Consider the following 14,168-nt stretch of genomic DNA (forward strand, 5'->3'; position numbering starts at 1 on the left):
GAGACGGCATTTTATCTTTCATAAGATGTGACAGAGTCGCTACTTTGCCGACAAATCTAGCCACCTAAGAAGCACCTGAAGCTTTTCTTTGATGATGGAGTATAACGATGAAGAGGGAGGCGAGGTCTGTTGTTTAGTCCCATTTCTGCCAGTCGCTGCATTTTCTCTTAATTGCTTCAACGCTTGTCTGGCTTCTCTTCTTTGGAGGGCAGAATTAGCGACTTGTGCAAACGATCCATACTGTTCAGTCGACAGCTGGGTAGACCCGGTAGGATGATAGCGGTTTCTGCTGGTGGAGGTGTTTTTGCCTTTAGGTGAACTGCACATACTAAGCCCTCCTGACCAGGCCAAACTTGCAAACAAGTATGTGAGCAACCTAGCAAGACAATATGAAACGAAACTGAAAATGATTTCAGGCGCTTCGAATCAGTGACTGGAGATAGAAAACGATAATGCTACTTCTTTTTATCTTCGTCACTGATCAAAAAGCGAAATAACCGCAGTAGACTCAGGCTGATATAACCCACCATGGCCAGTAATATGCCTATGATAATCAGTGCGATACCCAGCAGCGCGACCAGTTCCTGTTGTAGCGATTGGCCGAACAGAAATTCTGCGATGGTTACTAGCAATATACCCAGCATGCACAGGCCAAAGCCGCTGAGTAACAAGATTAGATTTTGTTGATAATTATCGGCTCGTTTTATTAGAAGTTTTATCAAGCGACGTTTTAATGAAGGCCTATTCATAAGCGGCGAAAGAAGCCCAGATTGACATGAAATGTCAGATTCAGCGGTACAGCGGCGAGCAGTTTGGCGGTGGTTTCAGCGCTGATGCGCTGGCTATGCGGTGTCATGTCTAATAACGCTTGAATATCCTCTGCTGATTTGAGTGAAAATTCAAAACGCAGAGTATCTACTTTTTCACAGCTAAATAGCGCGGCCAGCTCGGCTGTTGGGTCGTATTCGGAGACTTTAATCTCTTCATAAATACTTTGGCGCAGCTCTAGTAAGTGATCCTGTGCAGGCCAGGCTAACAGCAGTAACCCAGCCGGTTTAACGACTTTGGCAAACGCGGCCGGCATCAGGCGGCTAAACATGACCAGTAGCAGGTCCTGGCTTTGCTCTGGAACCGGCATTTGTGCGCCCGAAGCGACTAGCCAATGGATTGATTGACTACGTCGACACGCTGCTTTAATGGCATGTTTGGAGATGTCGAGGCCGATCATCTCCACCTGCATTCCGCTTAGCGTCTTTTCTACCTGAGCGGTGTAATAACCCTCACCACAGCCCATATCCAGCAGGCGGGCGTTGGGTTTATCTGTCAGCGCTTGCCGAACTTCTGTGCAGACTTTATCGGCTAGCGGTTGATAGCAGTGCTGATCGAGAAAATGTGTTCGGGCGGCGACCATCTGTGGGTTGTCGCCCGGGTCTTTGGAGCGCTTACGCTGTACCAGTAACAGATTCCAGTAGCCCTGTTTCGCCTGATCGTAACAGTGGTTCTGTTGGCAAGACAGCGAACGACCCTGCTGCGTTAAGGCAAGAGAACAAACAGGGCAGACAAGGTGGCCGCTGATAACATTCATCATTCAGATCACTTATGGGTATCGGTCAGTAAGCGGGCCAGTATGTTTTCATACATATCACTGAGGATATCCAGGTCTTTGACTTTAACGCACTCATCAATTTTATGGATGGTCGCGTTAACCGGGCCAAGCTCTAATACCTGCGCACCTGTTGGTGCAATAAAACGACCGTCAGATGTGCCGCCAGCGGTGGAGAGTTCTGTGTCTATGCCAGTGACCGCTTTTATCGCTTGTTGCGCCGCTTCTACCAGATCGCCTTCAGCCGTCAGGAAAGGGTTGCCAGATAGGACCCAGTCGATATCCCAGTCCAGCTTATGGCGGTCCAGCGCATCGCGAACCCGCTCTTTTAACTGTTCCGCGGTGACTTCAGTGGAGAAACGGAAGTTAAACTCTATATCGACTTCTCCGGGCACGACATTGTTAGCCCCGGTGCCCGCATGGATATTGGAAATCTGAAAGCTGGTCGGCGGAAAAAACTCATTGCCTTCATCCCACACCGTCGCAGCCAGTTCGCTCAACGCGGGGGCGGCTTCGTGGATCGGGTTTCGTACCAAGTGCGGGTAGGCCACATGTCCTTGAATGCCGGTTACTTTTAGCTTGCCGCCCAAAGAGCCGCGACGGCCATTCTTGATGGTATCTCCGGTTTTTTGCGTGCTGGAGGGTTCGCCGACGATACACCAGTCGATTTTTTCCTGACGCGCTTCCAGATGATCGATAACACGTGTGGTGCCGTTGATAAACGGGCCTTCCTCATCACTGGTGATCAGTAGTGCGATAGAGCCACGGTGATCCGAATGGTGCTCAATAAAACGTTCCAGTGCCGTCATGAAGGCGGCGATACTGCCTTTCATATCTGCCGCGCCACGGCCATACAGGTAGCCTTCAAGAATGGTGGGCTCAAAAGGGTGATGCGACCAGTTTTGCACCGGGCCTGTAGGCACAACGTCGGTATGACCAGCAAAACAAAAAAGAGGGCCTTGTGTGCCACGTCGTGCCCAGAAATTGCTGACATCCTCAAAAGGAAGACGTTCGATAACGAAGCCCAGAGCTTCCAGTTTCTCGATCATCAACTCCTGACAACCCGCGTCTTCTGGTGTGACTGAGGGGCGGGAAATGAGCTCTTTGGTGAGTTCGACGGTCGGTGACAGAATTGGCATGGTGTGCTCCGGGGCGTTGAATGGCGTGTGAACTAGCGTGTTGTGTAAAGAGTGCAGACTGACAGTGACGGGTGTGTGGTAACAGATGCAGATCAGTCTGTTGCCACACACCGGCTAGCGCATATTAGTTATGCTTGTGCAGTTCTGCATTCAACTGAATCGCTGATTTGTTGGTTTTGACTTCAATGCGCCCGTTCTGTGAATTACGACGGAACAGTAAGTCTGATTTACCAGCCAGTTCGCCTGCTTTGATGGTGCTCACTTCGTTGTTCTGCTCATCTAACAGTGTCACTTTAGAGCCGCCCGTGACATACAGCCCCGCTTCGATTGTACAGCGATCACCTAACGGCAGACCCAGACCCGCATTAGCGCCGAGCAGGCAGTTTTCACCCACAGAGATCAGAACGTTGTTACCGCCCGACAGAGTGCCCATAGTAGAGCAACCACCACCCAAATCAGAACCGTTACCGACAACGACGCCAGCTGAGATACGGCCTTCAACCATGCTAACACCCAGTGTGCCGGCATTGAAGTTGATGAATCCTTCATGCATGACCGTTGTGCCTTCACCTACATGTGCACCTAAACGAACACGTGAGGTTGCGGCAATACGTACACCTTCCGGAACTACGTAGTTTGCCATTTTAGGGAATTTGTCGACAGAATGGACATCCAGCACACGCCCCTGCGCACGTGCAGCCAGTTGGCGGCGAGGCAGATCAGCTAATGCAACAGCACCTTCGTTGGTCCAGGCCACGTTAGGCAGCAGGCCAAACATACCCGACAGGTCAATACCGTGAGGCTTAACCAGACGATGCGAAAGCAATGCAAGCTTCAGATATACTTCGGGGGTAGAAGCGGGTGAACTGTCTGTTTCCAGAATAGTAATCACCATCGGTTGCTGCGTACCTTTTAGTACTTCAACCACTTCAGCCTGATCTTCGGCATCAACGCTGAGAAAAGCCGCTTCCAGATCTTTTAATTGCGCTTCACAGATTTCGATAGCCGCATCGCCACCGTCATAACCCAGCGTTTCGGTAACCGCGCTGATGAGTGCTGCTGACGGATTTAATAGCGGTGCGTTGTAGTAGATTTCCAACCAGTCACCGTTGGAAGATTGGGTGCCAATACCCAGACCAAATGCAAAATAGCTCATATTTAATTCCGCCTAAGACGTCAAGTTTGAAAAAATTTCGTTGTATTCGGTTTCTTTGAAACCGACATAACGCTGAATATCTGCTTCTGATAAGCAGACCTCCAGTACCGGACGTTTAATAATGGCCGGATTTTCCAGCATCAGCGTACGTGCGGATGCTGCATCAATATTCTCTTTAGTTGATTCAGGAAGCTGGCGCCACGTGGTGCCGCGTTTGTTTAATAGCACCTCCCAGCCGAGTGTCGCGAACCATTGGTCCAGCAGAGTTTCTGGTAGGCCATCAGTACGATAATCGTGAAAACGACATTCGATGTTATTAGCGTCCAGCCACTTGCGCGCTTTTTTGATTGTATCGCAATTTTTGATGCCAAAAAGCGTAATACTCATTTTGCTTTATCCTTCAACTTAAACCTTCAACGAAACGGCGAATGCGCTGTGCACCTTCAATGCACTCTTCCAGCGTGGCGACCAGTGCCATACGCACATAACCGGCACCAGGCACACAGCCATCGATTTCGCGGGATAAATAACTACCGGGTAACACGGTCATGTTCTGCTCAGCAAACAGCTTCTGTGCAAACAGATCATCAGCAATGGGGGTTTTCGCCCATAGGTAGAAACTGGCTTCTGGCTGCTGCACGTCCATGACGGGTGACAGTATTTCAACGACACGGGCAAACTTGTCGCGATACTGATCACGGTTGTCTTTAACGTGTGCTTCATCCTGCCAGGCGGCAATAGACGCTATCTGGTGCTGAACGGGCATTGAGCAGCCGTGGTACGTGCGGTATTCCAAAAATGGCTTGATTAACTTGGCATCGCCAGCAATAAATCCTGAACGTAGTCCCGGCAGATTGGAGCGTTTAGATAGACTGTGCATGACAACACATTTGTCGTAATCGTTACGCCTCAGACGCGCACAGGCTTCCAATAAGCCAACCGGCGGATGGGCTTCATCCAGATAGATCTCGGAATAGCATTCATCAGACGCAATGATGAAATTGTATTTGTCCGCCAATGCAATGAGCTTTTTCAGGGTTTCAAAATCGGTTACAGCGCCCGTTGGGTTGCTCGGTGAGCATAAAAACAGAATCTGACAACGCTCCCATACCTTTGCCGGAACCGCAGCATAATCCGGAATGAATGCGTTTTCACTTAAACAGCTCAGGTAATAAGGCTCTGCGCCCGCCAGATAAGCGGCCCCTTCATAGATCTGATAAAAAGGATTGGGCGAGATCACCAGTGCGCCTTCTTTACGTTCTACGGCGGCCTGAGTAAAAGCAAAAATGGCTTCACGAGTTCCGTTTACCGGTAATATGTGGTTATCGGCGGTGAGCGTGTCCGGGGTTAGATGAAAGCGCCTTGTGCACCAGTCAGCAATCGTTTCGCGTAACTCAGGAATGCCTTTAGTGGTCGGGTAGTTAGAGAGCCCGTTGAGGTTATCTGTGAGTGTTTTGACCACGAAAGCAGGAGAGGTATGTTTGGGTTCACCAATGGAAAAGGCGATATGTGGCATATTAGCCGGTGGCGTCACCTGCGCTTTCAGTTCTGCCAGCTTTTCAAAAGGGTAGGGTTGAAGGCGCGCTAAATCCCGATTCATAAACATTTCCTGCGTTGCCGTGAGGCGGTTATCAAAAATAGGCTGGAAATTATACCGGATGCGGCTGAGTCTATTAAGTGTTTCCTTTTTGATATTGTCGCGAGGATGGACTTTTTAGCAGAAATTACCGTGATACGGGCTGGAAATGGGGAAAAAAACGCTCCGGCAATAACGTTGGGAACAGTTCCGGAGCGCTAAACGCTGGATAGGTAAAAAAGGATGAATTAACCTTTTGCTAGCAGGTTGAATTCATCAGCACTGAGCTGTCCGTCTTTGTTTACATCCAGTGTGTCAAACTGTTCATGCACGGGTTCATGAATTTTTGCTTCTTCTGCACTAATCATCTGGTCTGCATCAACATCCAGTAGCGTGAAAAGATCAGTACCACCGGTTGGCTGCGCCATTGCGGTACTGGAAACTAAGATAAAGGCGGCAATAGCGGCTGATTTTTTCATGAGTTATCTCGCTTTTATGTTGTGATTGAATACACGGTAGAATGCGAGAATTGCGCCATTAATAAAAAATCAATTAAAAACAACGGATTATGTTTGTTGGTGGTTGCCGCTGAGGAGACATTCTCGTAAAAAATAGAATTTATAACAAAAAATGTTTCTTTTTGATGACAGCTTTTAGCTTTATGATTTTTTTCTAAATTAAATCAAGGTATTGGTTTGTAGTTAAATGGCGACTGAGGTTGTTTTCAGTCGCCATAAATGAGTTTCTCTTACCTTTACACTCATTAAGGTGCTTCGGAAAGTTCTCCATGATGGAGGCGTAATCCTAAGCGCGCTTTGGTATGTTCCAGTATGGTCAGAGTAGCGGGAATAAAGAGCAGAATAAGTAAGGTGCCATAGGCTAACCCAAAGACGATCGATGTTGCCATCGGGATCAGGAATTGTGCTTGAAGCGATGTTTCGAAAAGAATCGGGGTGAGCCCGGCGATCGTCGTCAGGGATGTCAGGAGTACGGCACGAAGTCGTTGACAGGCGGCTTCTTCAATCGCTTCTTCAACCGCCATGCCTGTTGCTCTGAGCTTTTGATAGAAGGTGATCAGGACGATAGAGTCATTGATGACGATGCCTGATAACCCAAAGAAGCCGAATAAAGAAAGGATCGTCAGATCTAAACCCGTTAAAAAATGACCGAGAATGGCGCCGGTTAACCCCAGTGGAATAGCCAACATGACAGTCATAGGCCAGCTGTAAGAAGCGAAAACCCAGGCCAGAATAATATAGATCAGGCTAAGTGCCAGTATTAATCCAAACTTCATATCGGCCAGTGTTTCGCGTTGATTTTTGTTTTTACCTTCAAAACTGGCAACGACGCCAAACTTACTGATAACCGCGTCCAGTTTGCCCGATTCAAGGTCAGCAATAATATCATTGGCATTGGCGGCCGATTCATCCAGATCTGCGCTCACATTAATCGCTAACTGACCATTAATGCGACTGAGTGAGTCTAAGCCACGTTGCGGTACAAACTCTACAATATTGGACAGGGGGGCAGTTGAGTTATCAGGTAGAATAACAGGTAAATGTTCAAGTGCACTGAGGCGGTTGCGTTCTGCATCGGGAAGCAGCACGCGAACCGCTACTTCATCCTGTCCGTCATAAAAACTTTGTGCTTCTACGCCATCGAATGCAGCGCGCAGTTGTCTGCCTACTTGCTGTAGTTTTAATCCTGATGCCTCGCCTTCAGGTGTCAGTTCGTAGATTAGCTGGGATTTCCCGAAGGGTAAGTCATCATCTATATTCGACAAGCCGGTGTATTGTTTGAGTACGCTCTGTACTTCAAGTGAGGCTTGTTTGAGCGTACTGACATTGTCCCCAGAGAGTTTTATCTCAATCGGCTTGCCGCCAGGGCCACTGGTCGATTGATCAATCGAGAACTTCTCAATACCCGCAGGTATGCTGATCTTGGTTCTCCACGCTTTTATGAATTGACGATTAGTGATGGTACGGGTATCGATGGGCGTCATTTCAACATAAAGAGAACCGAATTCGTCACCGCTGCTGGGGGCTGAACTGGTGCGTGTGAAGTTTGCTATGCCATATTCGCGAAAAGCGACCTTGATCAGGTTGCCGCCTAACTCCTGTTCAGTTTGCTGAATAGTTTCATCCAGATGAGCCAGAAACTTTTTAACATGGGTATTATCTGTGCCTGAAGTGAACTGCATGTTGGCGGTAAAGACTTCACGCTCGACAGACGGAAAAAAAGTGAACTTTACCCGTCCTCCCATCATGAGTCCCAATGCGATAATGAAAATGCCCAGCGTGCTGGCTATTGTTGTCCAGCGGAAGGTGATAGCGTTTCTGACGACGTGTCGAAAGGTATGGTCGCGAAAGTGATTGATGCGGGCTTCGATTGCTAATCGGGTTTTGGAGGCGTGCAGATCAGCTTTGCTGCGCAAACTATGGTGAAGGTGCCCGGGTAGAATAAGAAAGCACTCGACCAGAGACGCCAGGATCACACAAATAACTACAATCGGTATATCAATCAATATGTTGCCAATAGTTCCGCCGATAATTAGTAGCGGTAAAAAAGCAGCAATGGTGGTCAGGGAGGAGGCAATAACCGGAGATAGCATGCGATGAGCGCCACCAATGGCGGCTTGTAAGCCGCTTTCCCCCATCTGTAAATGCGTGAGTGTGTCTTCGCCGACCACAATGGCATCGTCGACAATAATCCCCAGTGCCATGATCAGACCAAACAGACTGATCATATTGATTGAGCCTCCGATCATATAAAGCACAGCGAGTGTCGCCATAAAAGAGACAGGGATTCCGACAGTGACCCAAAAAGCCACACGCGCGTTGAGAAAGAGAAACAGGATGGCGATGATCAGCACCAAACCACCTAAACCATTTTTCAGCAGCAGGTCGATACGTGCCTGTACGACCATCCAGCGTTCGTCATACGTGATCAGCTCAACGCCTTGCGGAAGATGTTGCCTGGCTGTGCTGATCCACTCTTCCATTATTTTGGCAGACTGTAAGGTGTCGTCGCTCTCGGTGCGTTTCAGAACCATCAGGATGGCGGGTTGGTCCCGATAACTTAGCTCGACTTGACTATCTTTAGCACGCCAGTCGATCTCGGCAATATCGCCGAGGCGCACGAGGCGGCCGTTCTTGTCCGAGATAACCGGGAGCTGTTTAAAGCCTTCAACATCGCGTTGCTGGCTCAAGCTACGGATCTGTCTGGAACCGTCGCTTTTCGCTGCCGTTCCTGCGGGCAAATCAATACTGCGCTGGCTTATATTGGTAGCGATATCGGATAACGACATACCGAGCGCGTTCAGTTGTGCGGTTGGCACCTGGATGGCGATCTCTTCGGCCGGCATACCCGTGAAGTCAATTTTGCGGATGCCTTTATCCAGCAATTCTCTTTCAAAACGCCGCGCCAATACACGCAGCTCGGTGCTGGTGGCATTATCTGAGGTGATCAGCATGGAGGCAATATTTTCGTAGCGGATAATCCGCTGTACGATCGGCTCTTCAGCATCGGATGGCAGAGAGCTTCGAATACTGTCGATCTTCTGTTTGACTTCATCCAATGTGTATTGCACATCAGCATTTTCAGTAAGCTCCAGTCGAATCGACGCTTGTCCTTGGTTGCTGGTTGAGTAGAGGGTGTCTATGCCATTAATCGAACGGATCTCTTCTTCAATAGGCAGGATGATAGATCGTTCGACATCTTCAGCGGCCGCACCACTCCAGAGGACATTAATAGTGACGATATCCAATTCAAAGGAGGGAAAAAACTGCGTGTTGAGATTTTTTACGCCCCACAGGCCGCCGAGAATCATCAGAATCATCAGCAGATTGGCAGCTACCCGATGTTCGGCAAACATCGCTGTCAGGTTTTGTAACGGACCGTTGGAGGTGCGCATCGGTTACTCCGTTATCTTAACGGGCAGGCCCGTGATGGCATTGGGGAGTTGGGTAATGATGACCTGATCTTCTGCTTGCAGTTTGTCGGACTGAAGAAGCACCAATGGCTCACCATTGCTGTCGTGTGCATTACCTACTTTAGTGACAACAACCGCTTCCAGTTGGCCCTCTGTTACACGGTAGACCCGGTCAGTACCGTATAAGGCACGCGGAGTGATGCCGATAATATTATCGATTTTGGGTAATGTGAGGGTGAGTGATAAGGTGCGGCCAGGTTCGGGAATAAATTGTTCGGAATCAAATTCCAGAAACGCATCGACGCCGGTTTTGCCGTTGGTTACTGAGCTGGCTAAATGAGATAAACGCAAAGATATGTGTTGCTTGTCTATCATGGCGGTCGCGTTCAGTGGCTGATTTTCATTTAAGCCCTGACGAATCCACGGTAGGATTTTTGACGGGACCTGAGAGCGCAGTTGTAATGCACCTGGTTCATAAAGAGTGATCAGTGGGTCACCACTCTTAACCCGGTCACCCGTTGCGGTGGTTATTTTGGCAATGCGTGCGGTAAAGGGGGCTTTAATAGAGGTACGCTGCAGATCTAATAGTGCGGTGTCGCGTAACGCTCTGATTTTTTCCTGTTCTGCTTTTAGTTGAGATAACTGAGCGGGAAAAGCGCTAATGGCTTGCTCGCGGTTATTCAGCGATAACGCTTGCTGCTGCAGGCTTATCTGGGCTGTATCGAGCTGATCTTGTGAGCTGACGTTACGTTTGCTTAAATCCCGGTAGCGGGATACGGATTTGTTGGCGAGTGCGTATAGTTTTTTCTCGATGCTTAACGCGGTTTGATCTGCTGTGTATTGGATCTGTGCGGCGCTTATTCTCGCGTCTATGCTTTGCAAGTCTGCTTCTCGTTGACGCAGTATCAACTGCATATCACGAGGATCGAGCTTTATCAGCAGCTCATCCTGGCTGACAGATTGCCCTTCACGACTCAATACTTGTTCTACAAAAGCGGTAACAGGTGCGGATATTTGCGTCATCTGCGGGGATTCTACCTGTCCGTAGAGCACTATTTCAGGGCTATAAGCAGCAAAAACTACCGGTTGGATCTGCACGCTCCATAGCTTTTCAACGACCGCGCGCGCAGGTGCCTGAGGTTTACTGTTTTTAAGCGAGATAAAAATAACAACAGCCACAGCCAGCGCCAGTATAGGGAGGATCCATGTGAGACGACGCGTAGCCGGCTTGTTAACCACAGTAGGCATATCAATTTAACCTGAAACAGTAGACCGATTAACGCGGTCAGAAAAAAGAATCTGTTATGTATTAGCGCTTTTTAATGCAATATAGTTTATCTGGTTTTAAGCCGCTATGGCGGTTTGTTTACGCAACTTTACAATTCTTATCAGCATGATAAGTTACTAGCGTTAATACGCCACAAGATGCTGAACAGATCAGTTGGCTTCACATCTTAATATAAAAGGAATACTGCAAGTGCGCACAGAATCGGTAATGGGATTGAGTTCTTCTGGACTTCACCGGATGGTTTATCATGAGTGGGGCAACCCGGATAATGAGCGTGTTTTGATTTGTGTACACGGGCTGGCGAGGAACGGTCGTGATTTTGACGACATCGCCAAATCCTTATCCCGCGAGTATCGTGTGATTTGCCCTGATATGCCGGGGCGAGGTGAAAGTGACTGGCTGGCGAATCCTGCTGATTATGCGATGCCACAGTATCTGTCCAATATTATGCTGTTATTGGCACGTTTAAATGTCGAAAAAGTAGATTGGTTGGGCACTTCAATGGGCGGTATCATTGGTATGTTGCTGGCCTCAATGCCACATTCGCCGATTAGAAAATTGATCCTAAATGATATTGGCGCGTTTGTTTCGCAGGCATCTTTACAGCGTATCGGAGAGTATCTGCTACCTCAATATTTTGAAAATCCAGAAGCAGCAACAGCCTTTATGCAAGATACCTACCCCGGTTTGAAGCAGTTGAATGCAGCGCAGTGGCAGCATTTGACTAAACACGGTTTTAAACAGGTGGAGCAAGGTTGGACGCAACATTATGATCCGGCTATTGGTGATATCACTCGTGCCACTGCTGATCAGGATGTCGATCTCTGGCCTGTGTGGCGGGCGATTCAATGCCCGCAGATGCTGATCTGGGGGGAAGCTTCCGATATATTAACTGAGGCGACAGTAGAGCAGATGCAACAGGAAAACCCACAAATGTCGCTGTATAGCCTCCCGGGTGTTCCGCATGTTCCTTCTTTGATGGAAGAGGCGCATATTCATGAAGTTACTCAGTGGTTGCGACATCATTAACATTATAAAGGAATCTGCATGAGCTTGTTGTTCCCTTGGCCTGCTGAGCAGCTGTGTTTGACCCATAAAGAACGCAAAGAAGCCGTTAAGGCGGTGGAGTTGGCGTTTGCGTCGGCGCTGGCTTCATTAAAAGTGGATATTGGTCTTAAGGAGATGTTCGAGTCGCTCTATGTGCCCTTAGGTGCCTGGTTGTTGTGCCGAAAGCGTCAACAAAGCGGTCCATTGGTTATCGGTATTAATGGTGCGCAAGGCGCGGGAAAATCAACCCTTTTTAATTTGATCGAGGTTATTCTCAGTGAAGGTTTTGGCCAGAAAGTAGTCGGCTTTTCATTGGATGACATTTATAAAACCCGGCAAGAGCGTGAGCGATTGGCTGAAATTGTCCATCCTTTACTGATTACGCGTGGCGTACCCGGTACACATGATGTTCAGCTGGGCATCGATATTATTAAATCACTCAAGGCCGGAGATCCGAATCGACCAACGAAAATTCCTGTGTTCGATAAATCTATTGATGATCGTTGTCCTACCTCGGTGTGGCAGGAGTGGGTAGGTCCGGCGGATGTGATTGTTTTTGAAGGCTGGTGTGTGGGAGCGTTACCTGAGAGTAATGAAACGCTGATCGTCCCGGTGAATACTCTTGAGCGGGAGCAAGATGCGAATGGCGACTGGCGTCGCTATGTGAATCGGCAGCTGGAAGAAAAGTATCAGGAGCTTTTCAGTATGATTGATTCTCTGGTGATGCTAAAAGTGCCCAACATGGAAGCGGTATATAGCTGGCGCTCTCTACAAGAGAAAAAACTGGCGGAACGCATGAAATATATTTTCGATACCCAACAGCCGGCGGATCATCTGCGTATTATGAATGAGGATGAAATTGTGCATTTTATTCAGCATTATGAACGGTTGACCCGGGCGATGTTGGAAGAGATGCCAGATCGCGCTGATGTGACTTTGTTTCTGAATGAGAACCATAAAATCAGCGATGTCCGAATTAACCGGCCAGTGTCGCTGTGCCGTTAAAACCAGAGCTACAAGAAAAGTTAAAACCAGAGTTATATCCAATAAGGAGAATTGCCTCGTGCTGAAAAAAATAGTACTGATGTCTTTGATTGTTTTGCTGACGGGGTGCCAAACTGCCTATTATTCAGCAATGGAAAAAGTAGGCGTGCATAAGAGAGATATTCTCGTGGATCGGGTTGAAGAGGCGCGTGATTCGCAAGATGACGCGCAGCAGCAGTTCAAAGACGCGTTGGAACAATATCGGGCCGTTGTTCAGTTTAACGGAGGAGAGCTGGAAACGCTTTATGATCGCCTCAAGAGCGAATATGACGACAGTGTTGATGCTGCAGATCAGGTTTCGGCACGTATAAAAAGTGTCGAGCAGGTAGCCGAAGCCTTGTTTGAAGAATGGCAAGAGGAGTTGGATCAATATCAGAATGCTGGCCTGCGTGCTCAGAGTGCGAAACAGCTTAAAGAGACACAAACGCGTTATGCTGAATTGTTGAAAGTTATGAAGCGCGCTGAGCAAAGAATGCAGCCTGTTTTGACAGCATTAAATGATAATGTTTTATATCTCAAGCATAACCTGAATGCGCGGGCAGTAGGCGCGTTAAAAGGCGAATTTGCCGGAATAAGCCAGAACATTGATCGTTTGATCAGGGAAATGCAGAAATCTATAAAAGAATCAGATACTTTTATTCGCTCTATGGAAGCTCAATAGTGCTCTCTTACTATAGGGTCTAGATAGGCAACAGGGTGGTGGACGCGATACCGTGAAACACCTTGTTGATGGCGCGGTTATTCTTATCAGCAAGAATTCGCGCCATCATATCCTGTAAAGAGATCATCTTGGAAAGGATTCTTTCAGTGCTCAGATTGGTTTCACCGGTATCGTTATCGATACTATTACTCACCAGAAGTAATTCACCCGCATGATCACGGCGTTGATTAAGCTGCCAGGCTACAGATTCAAGATTACGTGCACAGTGATATAGTTTTTGCTGATCGATCTCATCCAGCATAAAAAATTCATCCTGATAATTATATGAGCGGTGAATCATTCCTGCGACACCGACCATTAATGCAAACACTCTATCCCCATTAAAGTCGGGATCAAAGGCTAGCGGAATAGCCGTTGTACCATACGGTGAGCCCAGTTCTGCAAAGCGTATGGTTCTGGGCATACTGAAGAGCTGTCCCAGACGCTTATCAACCGTTGTCTCTGTGGGGGCTTTAGTCAGTTCGTGAGGGTTTAGCTTGTAGAGTTTAATCAGCAGCTGTCGAGCGAGGATATTGAGTTCTTGAAGATGCGCATCGGTCACCATATCAATATCGGACTTGCCAATATTCTTGATGTCAAATGCTCTGGATTTCTCATGCAAACAGCCTGCTAACAGGCTAATCAGCAGACTGAAGAGAATAATACGGATACTCATCATTCCAA

At 48.1% G+C, this 14,168-nt stretch carries 14 protein-coding genes; 3 read left to right on the top strand and 11 right to left on the bottom strand.

What is annotated here, in order from left to right; all coding sequences use genetic code 11:
• Positions 1-39: 39 nt before the first annotated feature.
• The 10 genes from BM099_RS15330 to BM099_RS15375 form a co-directional block, all read right to left on the bottom strand.
• A complete protein-coding gene (locus BM099_RS15330; protein ID WP_090729078.1) occupies positions 40-327 on the bottom strand; it encodes a hypothetical protein in 288 nt (95 codons plus the stop codon).
• 128 nt (positions 328-455) lie between these two features.
• A complete protein-coding gene (locus tag BM099_RS20715; RefSeq protein ID WP_232349143.1) occupies positions 456-644 on the bottom strand; it encodes a hypothetical protein in 189 nt (62 codons plus the stop codon).
• Between the two features lie 101 nt (positions 645-745).
• The gene (locus BM099_RS15340) at positions 746-1,588 is read right to left on the bottom strand and encodes a putative RNA methyltransferase (RefSeq protein WP_232349142.1); all 843 of its coding nucleotides are present in this window, start codon (positions 1,586-1,588) and stop codon (positions 746-748) included.
• A gap of 5 nt (positions 1,589-1,593) precedes the next feature.
• Positions 1,594-2,742: a succinyl-diaminopimelate desuccinylase gene (dapE, locus tag BM099_RS15345; protein WP_090729084.1), complete on the bottom strand. Its 1,149-nt coding sequence runs from the start codon at positions 2,740-2,742 to the stop codon at positions 1,594-1,596.
• Between the two features lie 124 nt (positions 2,743-2,866).
• The gene (dapD, locus tag BM099_RS15350) at positions 2,867-3,898 is read right to left on the bottom strand and encodes a 2,3,4,5-tetrahydropyridine-2,6-dicarboxylate N-succinyltransferase (RefSeq protein WP_090729086.1); all 1,032 of its coding nucleotides are present in this window, start codon (positions 3,896-3,898) and stop codon (positions 2,867-2,869) included.
• A 12-nt stretch (positions 3,899-3,910) separates the two neighbouring features.
• Positions 3,911-4,285, bottom strand: a complete 375-nt coding sequence (locus BM099_RS15355; RefSeq protein ID WP_090729088.1) for an ArsC family reductase — start codon at positions 4,283-4,285, stop codon at positions 3,911-3,913.
• A 13-nt stretch (positions 4,286-4,298) separates the two neighbouring features.
• A complete protein-coding gene (dapC, locus tag BM099_RS15360; protein WP_090729090.1) occupies positions 4,299-5,498 on the bottom strand; it encodes a succinyldiaminopimelate transaminase in 1,200 nt (399 codons plus the stop codon).
• A 224-nt stretch (positions 5,499-5,722) separates the two neighbouring features.
• Entirely contained in the window at positions 5,723-5,953 is a 231-nt protein-coding gene (locus BM099_RS15365; protein WP_090729093.1) for a hypothetical protein, read from the bottom strand.
• A 284-nt stretch (positions 5,954-6,237) separates the two neighbouring features.
• Positions 6,238-9,387, bottom strand: a complete 3,150-nt coding sequence (locus BM099_RS15370) for an efflux RND transporter permease subunit (RefSeq protein ID WP_090729095.1) — start codon at positions 9,385-9,387, stop codon at positions 6,238-6,240.
• 3 nt (positions 9,388-9,390) lie between these two features.
• The gene (locus BM099_RS15375; protein ID WP_090729097.1) at positions 9,391-10,653 is read right to left on the bottom strand and encodes an efflux RND transporter periplasmic adaptor subunit; all 1,263 of its coding nucleotides are present in this window, start codon (positions 10,651-10,653) and stop codon (positions 9,391-9,393) included.
• Positions 10,654-10,882: 229 nt separating this feature from the next.
• On the opposite strand from BM099_RS15375, the gene BM099_RS15380 reads away from it, so the two are divergent.
• From BM099_RS15380 to BM099_RS15390, 3 genes are read left to right on the top strand one after another with little or no spacing between them, the layout of a single operon-like run.
• Positions 10,883-11,722, top strand: a complete 840-nt coding sequence (locus BM099_RS15380; RefSeq protein ID WP_090729099.1) for an alpha/beta fold hydrolase — start codon at positions 10,883-10,885, stop codon at positions 11,720-11,722.
• Positions 11,723-11,740: 18 nt separating this feature from the next.
• Complete coding sequence (locus BM099_RS15385; protein WP_090729100.1) at positions 11,741-12,745, top strand: hypothetical protein; 1,005 nt, start codon at positions 11,741-11,743, stop codon at positions 12,743-12,745.
• Between the two features lie 58 nt (positions 12,746-12,803).
• Complete coding sequence (locus BM099_RS15390) at positions 12,804-13,445, top strand: DUF2959 domain-containing protein (protein ID WP_244889949.1); 642 nt, start codon at positions 12,804-12,806, stop codon at positions 13,443-13,445.
• Positions 13,446-13,464: 19 nt separating this feature from the next.
• Here BM099_RS15390 and BM099_RS15395 read toward each other — a convergent pair whose 3' ends face one another.
• Entirely contained in the window at positions 13,465-14,163 is a 699-nt protein-coding gene (locus tag BM099_RS15395; protein ID WP_232349141.1) for a hypothetical protein, read from the bottom strand.
• Positions 14,164-14,168: the final 5 nt, after the last annotated feature.

Source organism: Neptunomonas qingdaonensis, from assembly GCF_900113275.1.
Lineage (GTDB): Bacteria > Pseudomonadota > Gammaproteobacteria > Pseudomonadales > Balneatricaceae > Neptunomonas > Neptunomonas qingdaonensis.

Bases quoted from the DNA above. Each gene is read 5' to 3' on its own strand.
- BM099_RS15330 (WP_090729078.1), bottom strand. From the start codon at position 327: ATGTGCAGTTCACCTAAAGGCAAAAACACCTCCACCAGCAGAAACCGC.
- BM099_RS20715 (WP_232349143.1), bottom strand. From the start codon at position 644: ATGCTGGGTATATTGCTAGTAACCATCGCAGAATTTCTGTTCGGCCAA.
- BM099_RS15340 (WP_232349142.1), bottom strand. From the start codon at position 1,588: ATGATGAATGTTATCAGCGGCCACCTTGTCTGCCCTGTTTGTTCTCTT.
- dapE (WP_090729084.1), bottom strand. From the start codon at position 2,742: ATGCCAATTCTGTCACCGACCGTCGAACTCACCAAAGAGCTCATTTCC.
- dapD (WP_090729086.1), bottom strand. From the start codon at position 3,898: ATGAGCTATTTTGCATTTGGTCTGGGTATTGGCACCCAATCTTCCAAC.
- BM099_RS15355 (WP_090729088.1), bottom strand. From the start codon at position 4,285: ATGAGTATTACGCTTTTTGGCATCAAAAATTGCGATACAATCAAAAAA.
- dapC (WP_090729090.1), bottom strand. From the start codon at position 5,498: ATGAATCGGGATTTAGCGCGCCTTCAACCCTACCCTTTTGAAAAGCTG.
- BM099_RS15365 (WP_090729093.1), bottom strand. From the start codon at position 5,953: ATGAAAAAATCAGCCGCTATTGCCGCCTTTATCTTAGTTTCCAGTACC.
- BM099_RS15370 (WP_090729095.1), bottom strand. From the start codon at position 9,387: ATGCGCACCTCCAACGGTCCGTTACAAAACCTGACAGCGATGTTTGCC.
- BM099_RS15375 (WP_090729097.1), bottom strand. From the start codon at position 10,653: ATGCCTACTGTGGTTAACAAGCCGGCTACGCGTCGTCTCACATGGATC.
- BM099_RS15385 (WP_090729100.1), top strand. From the start codon at position 11,741: ATGAGCTTGTTGTTCCCTTGGCCTGCTGAGCAGCTGTGTTTGACCCAT.
- BM099_RS15395 (WP_232349141.1), bottom strand. From the start codon at position 14,163: ATGATGAGTATCCGTATTATTCTCTTCAGTCTGCTGATTAGCCTGTTA.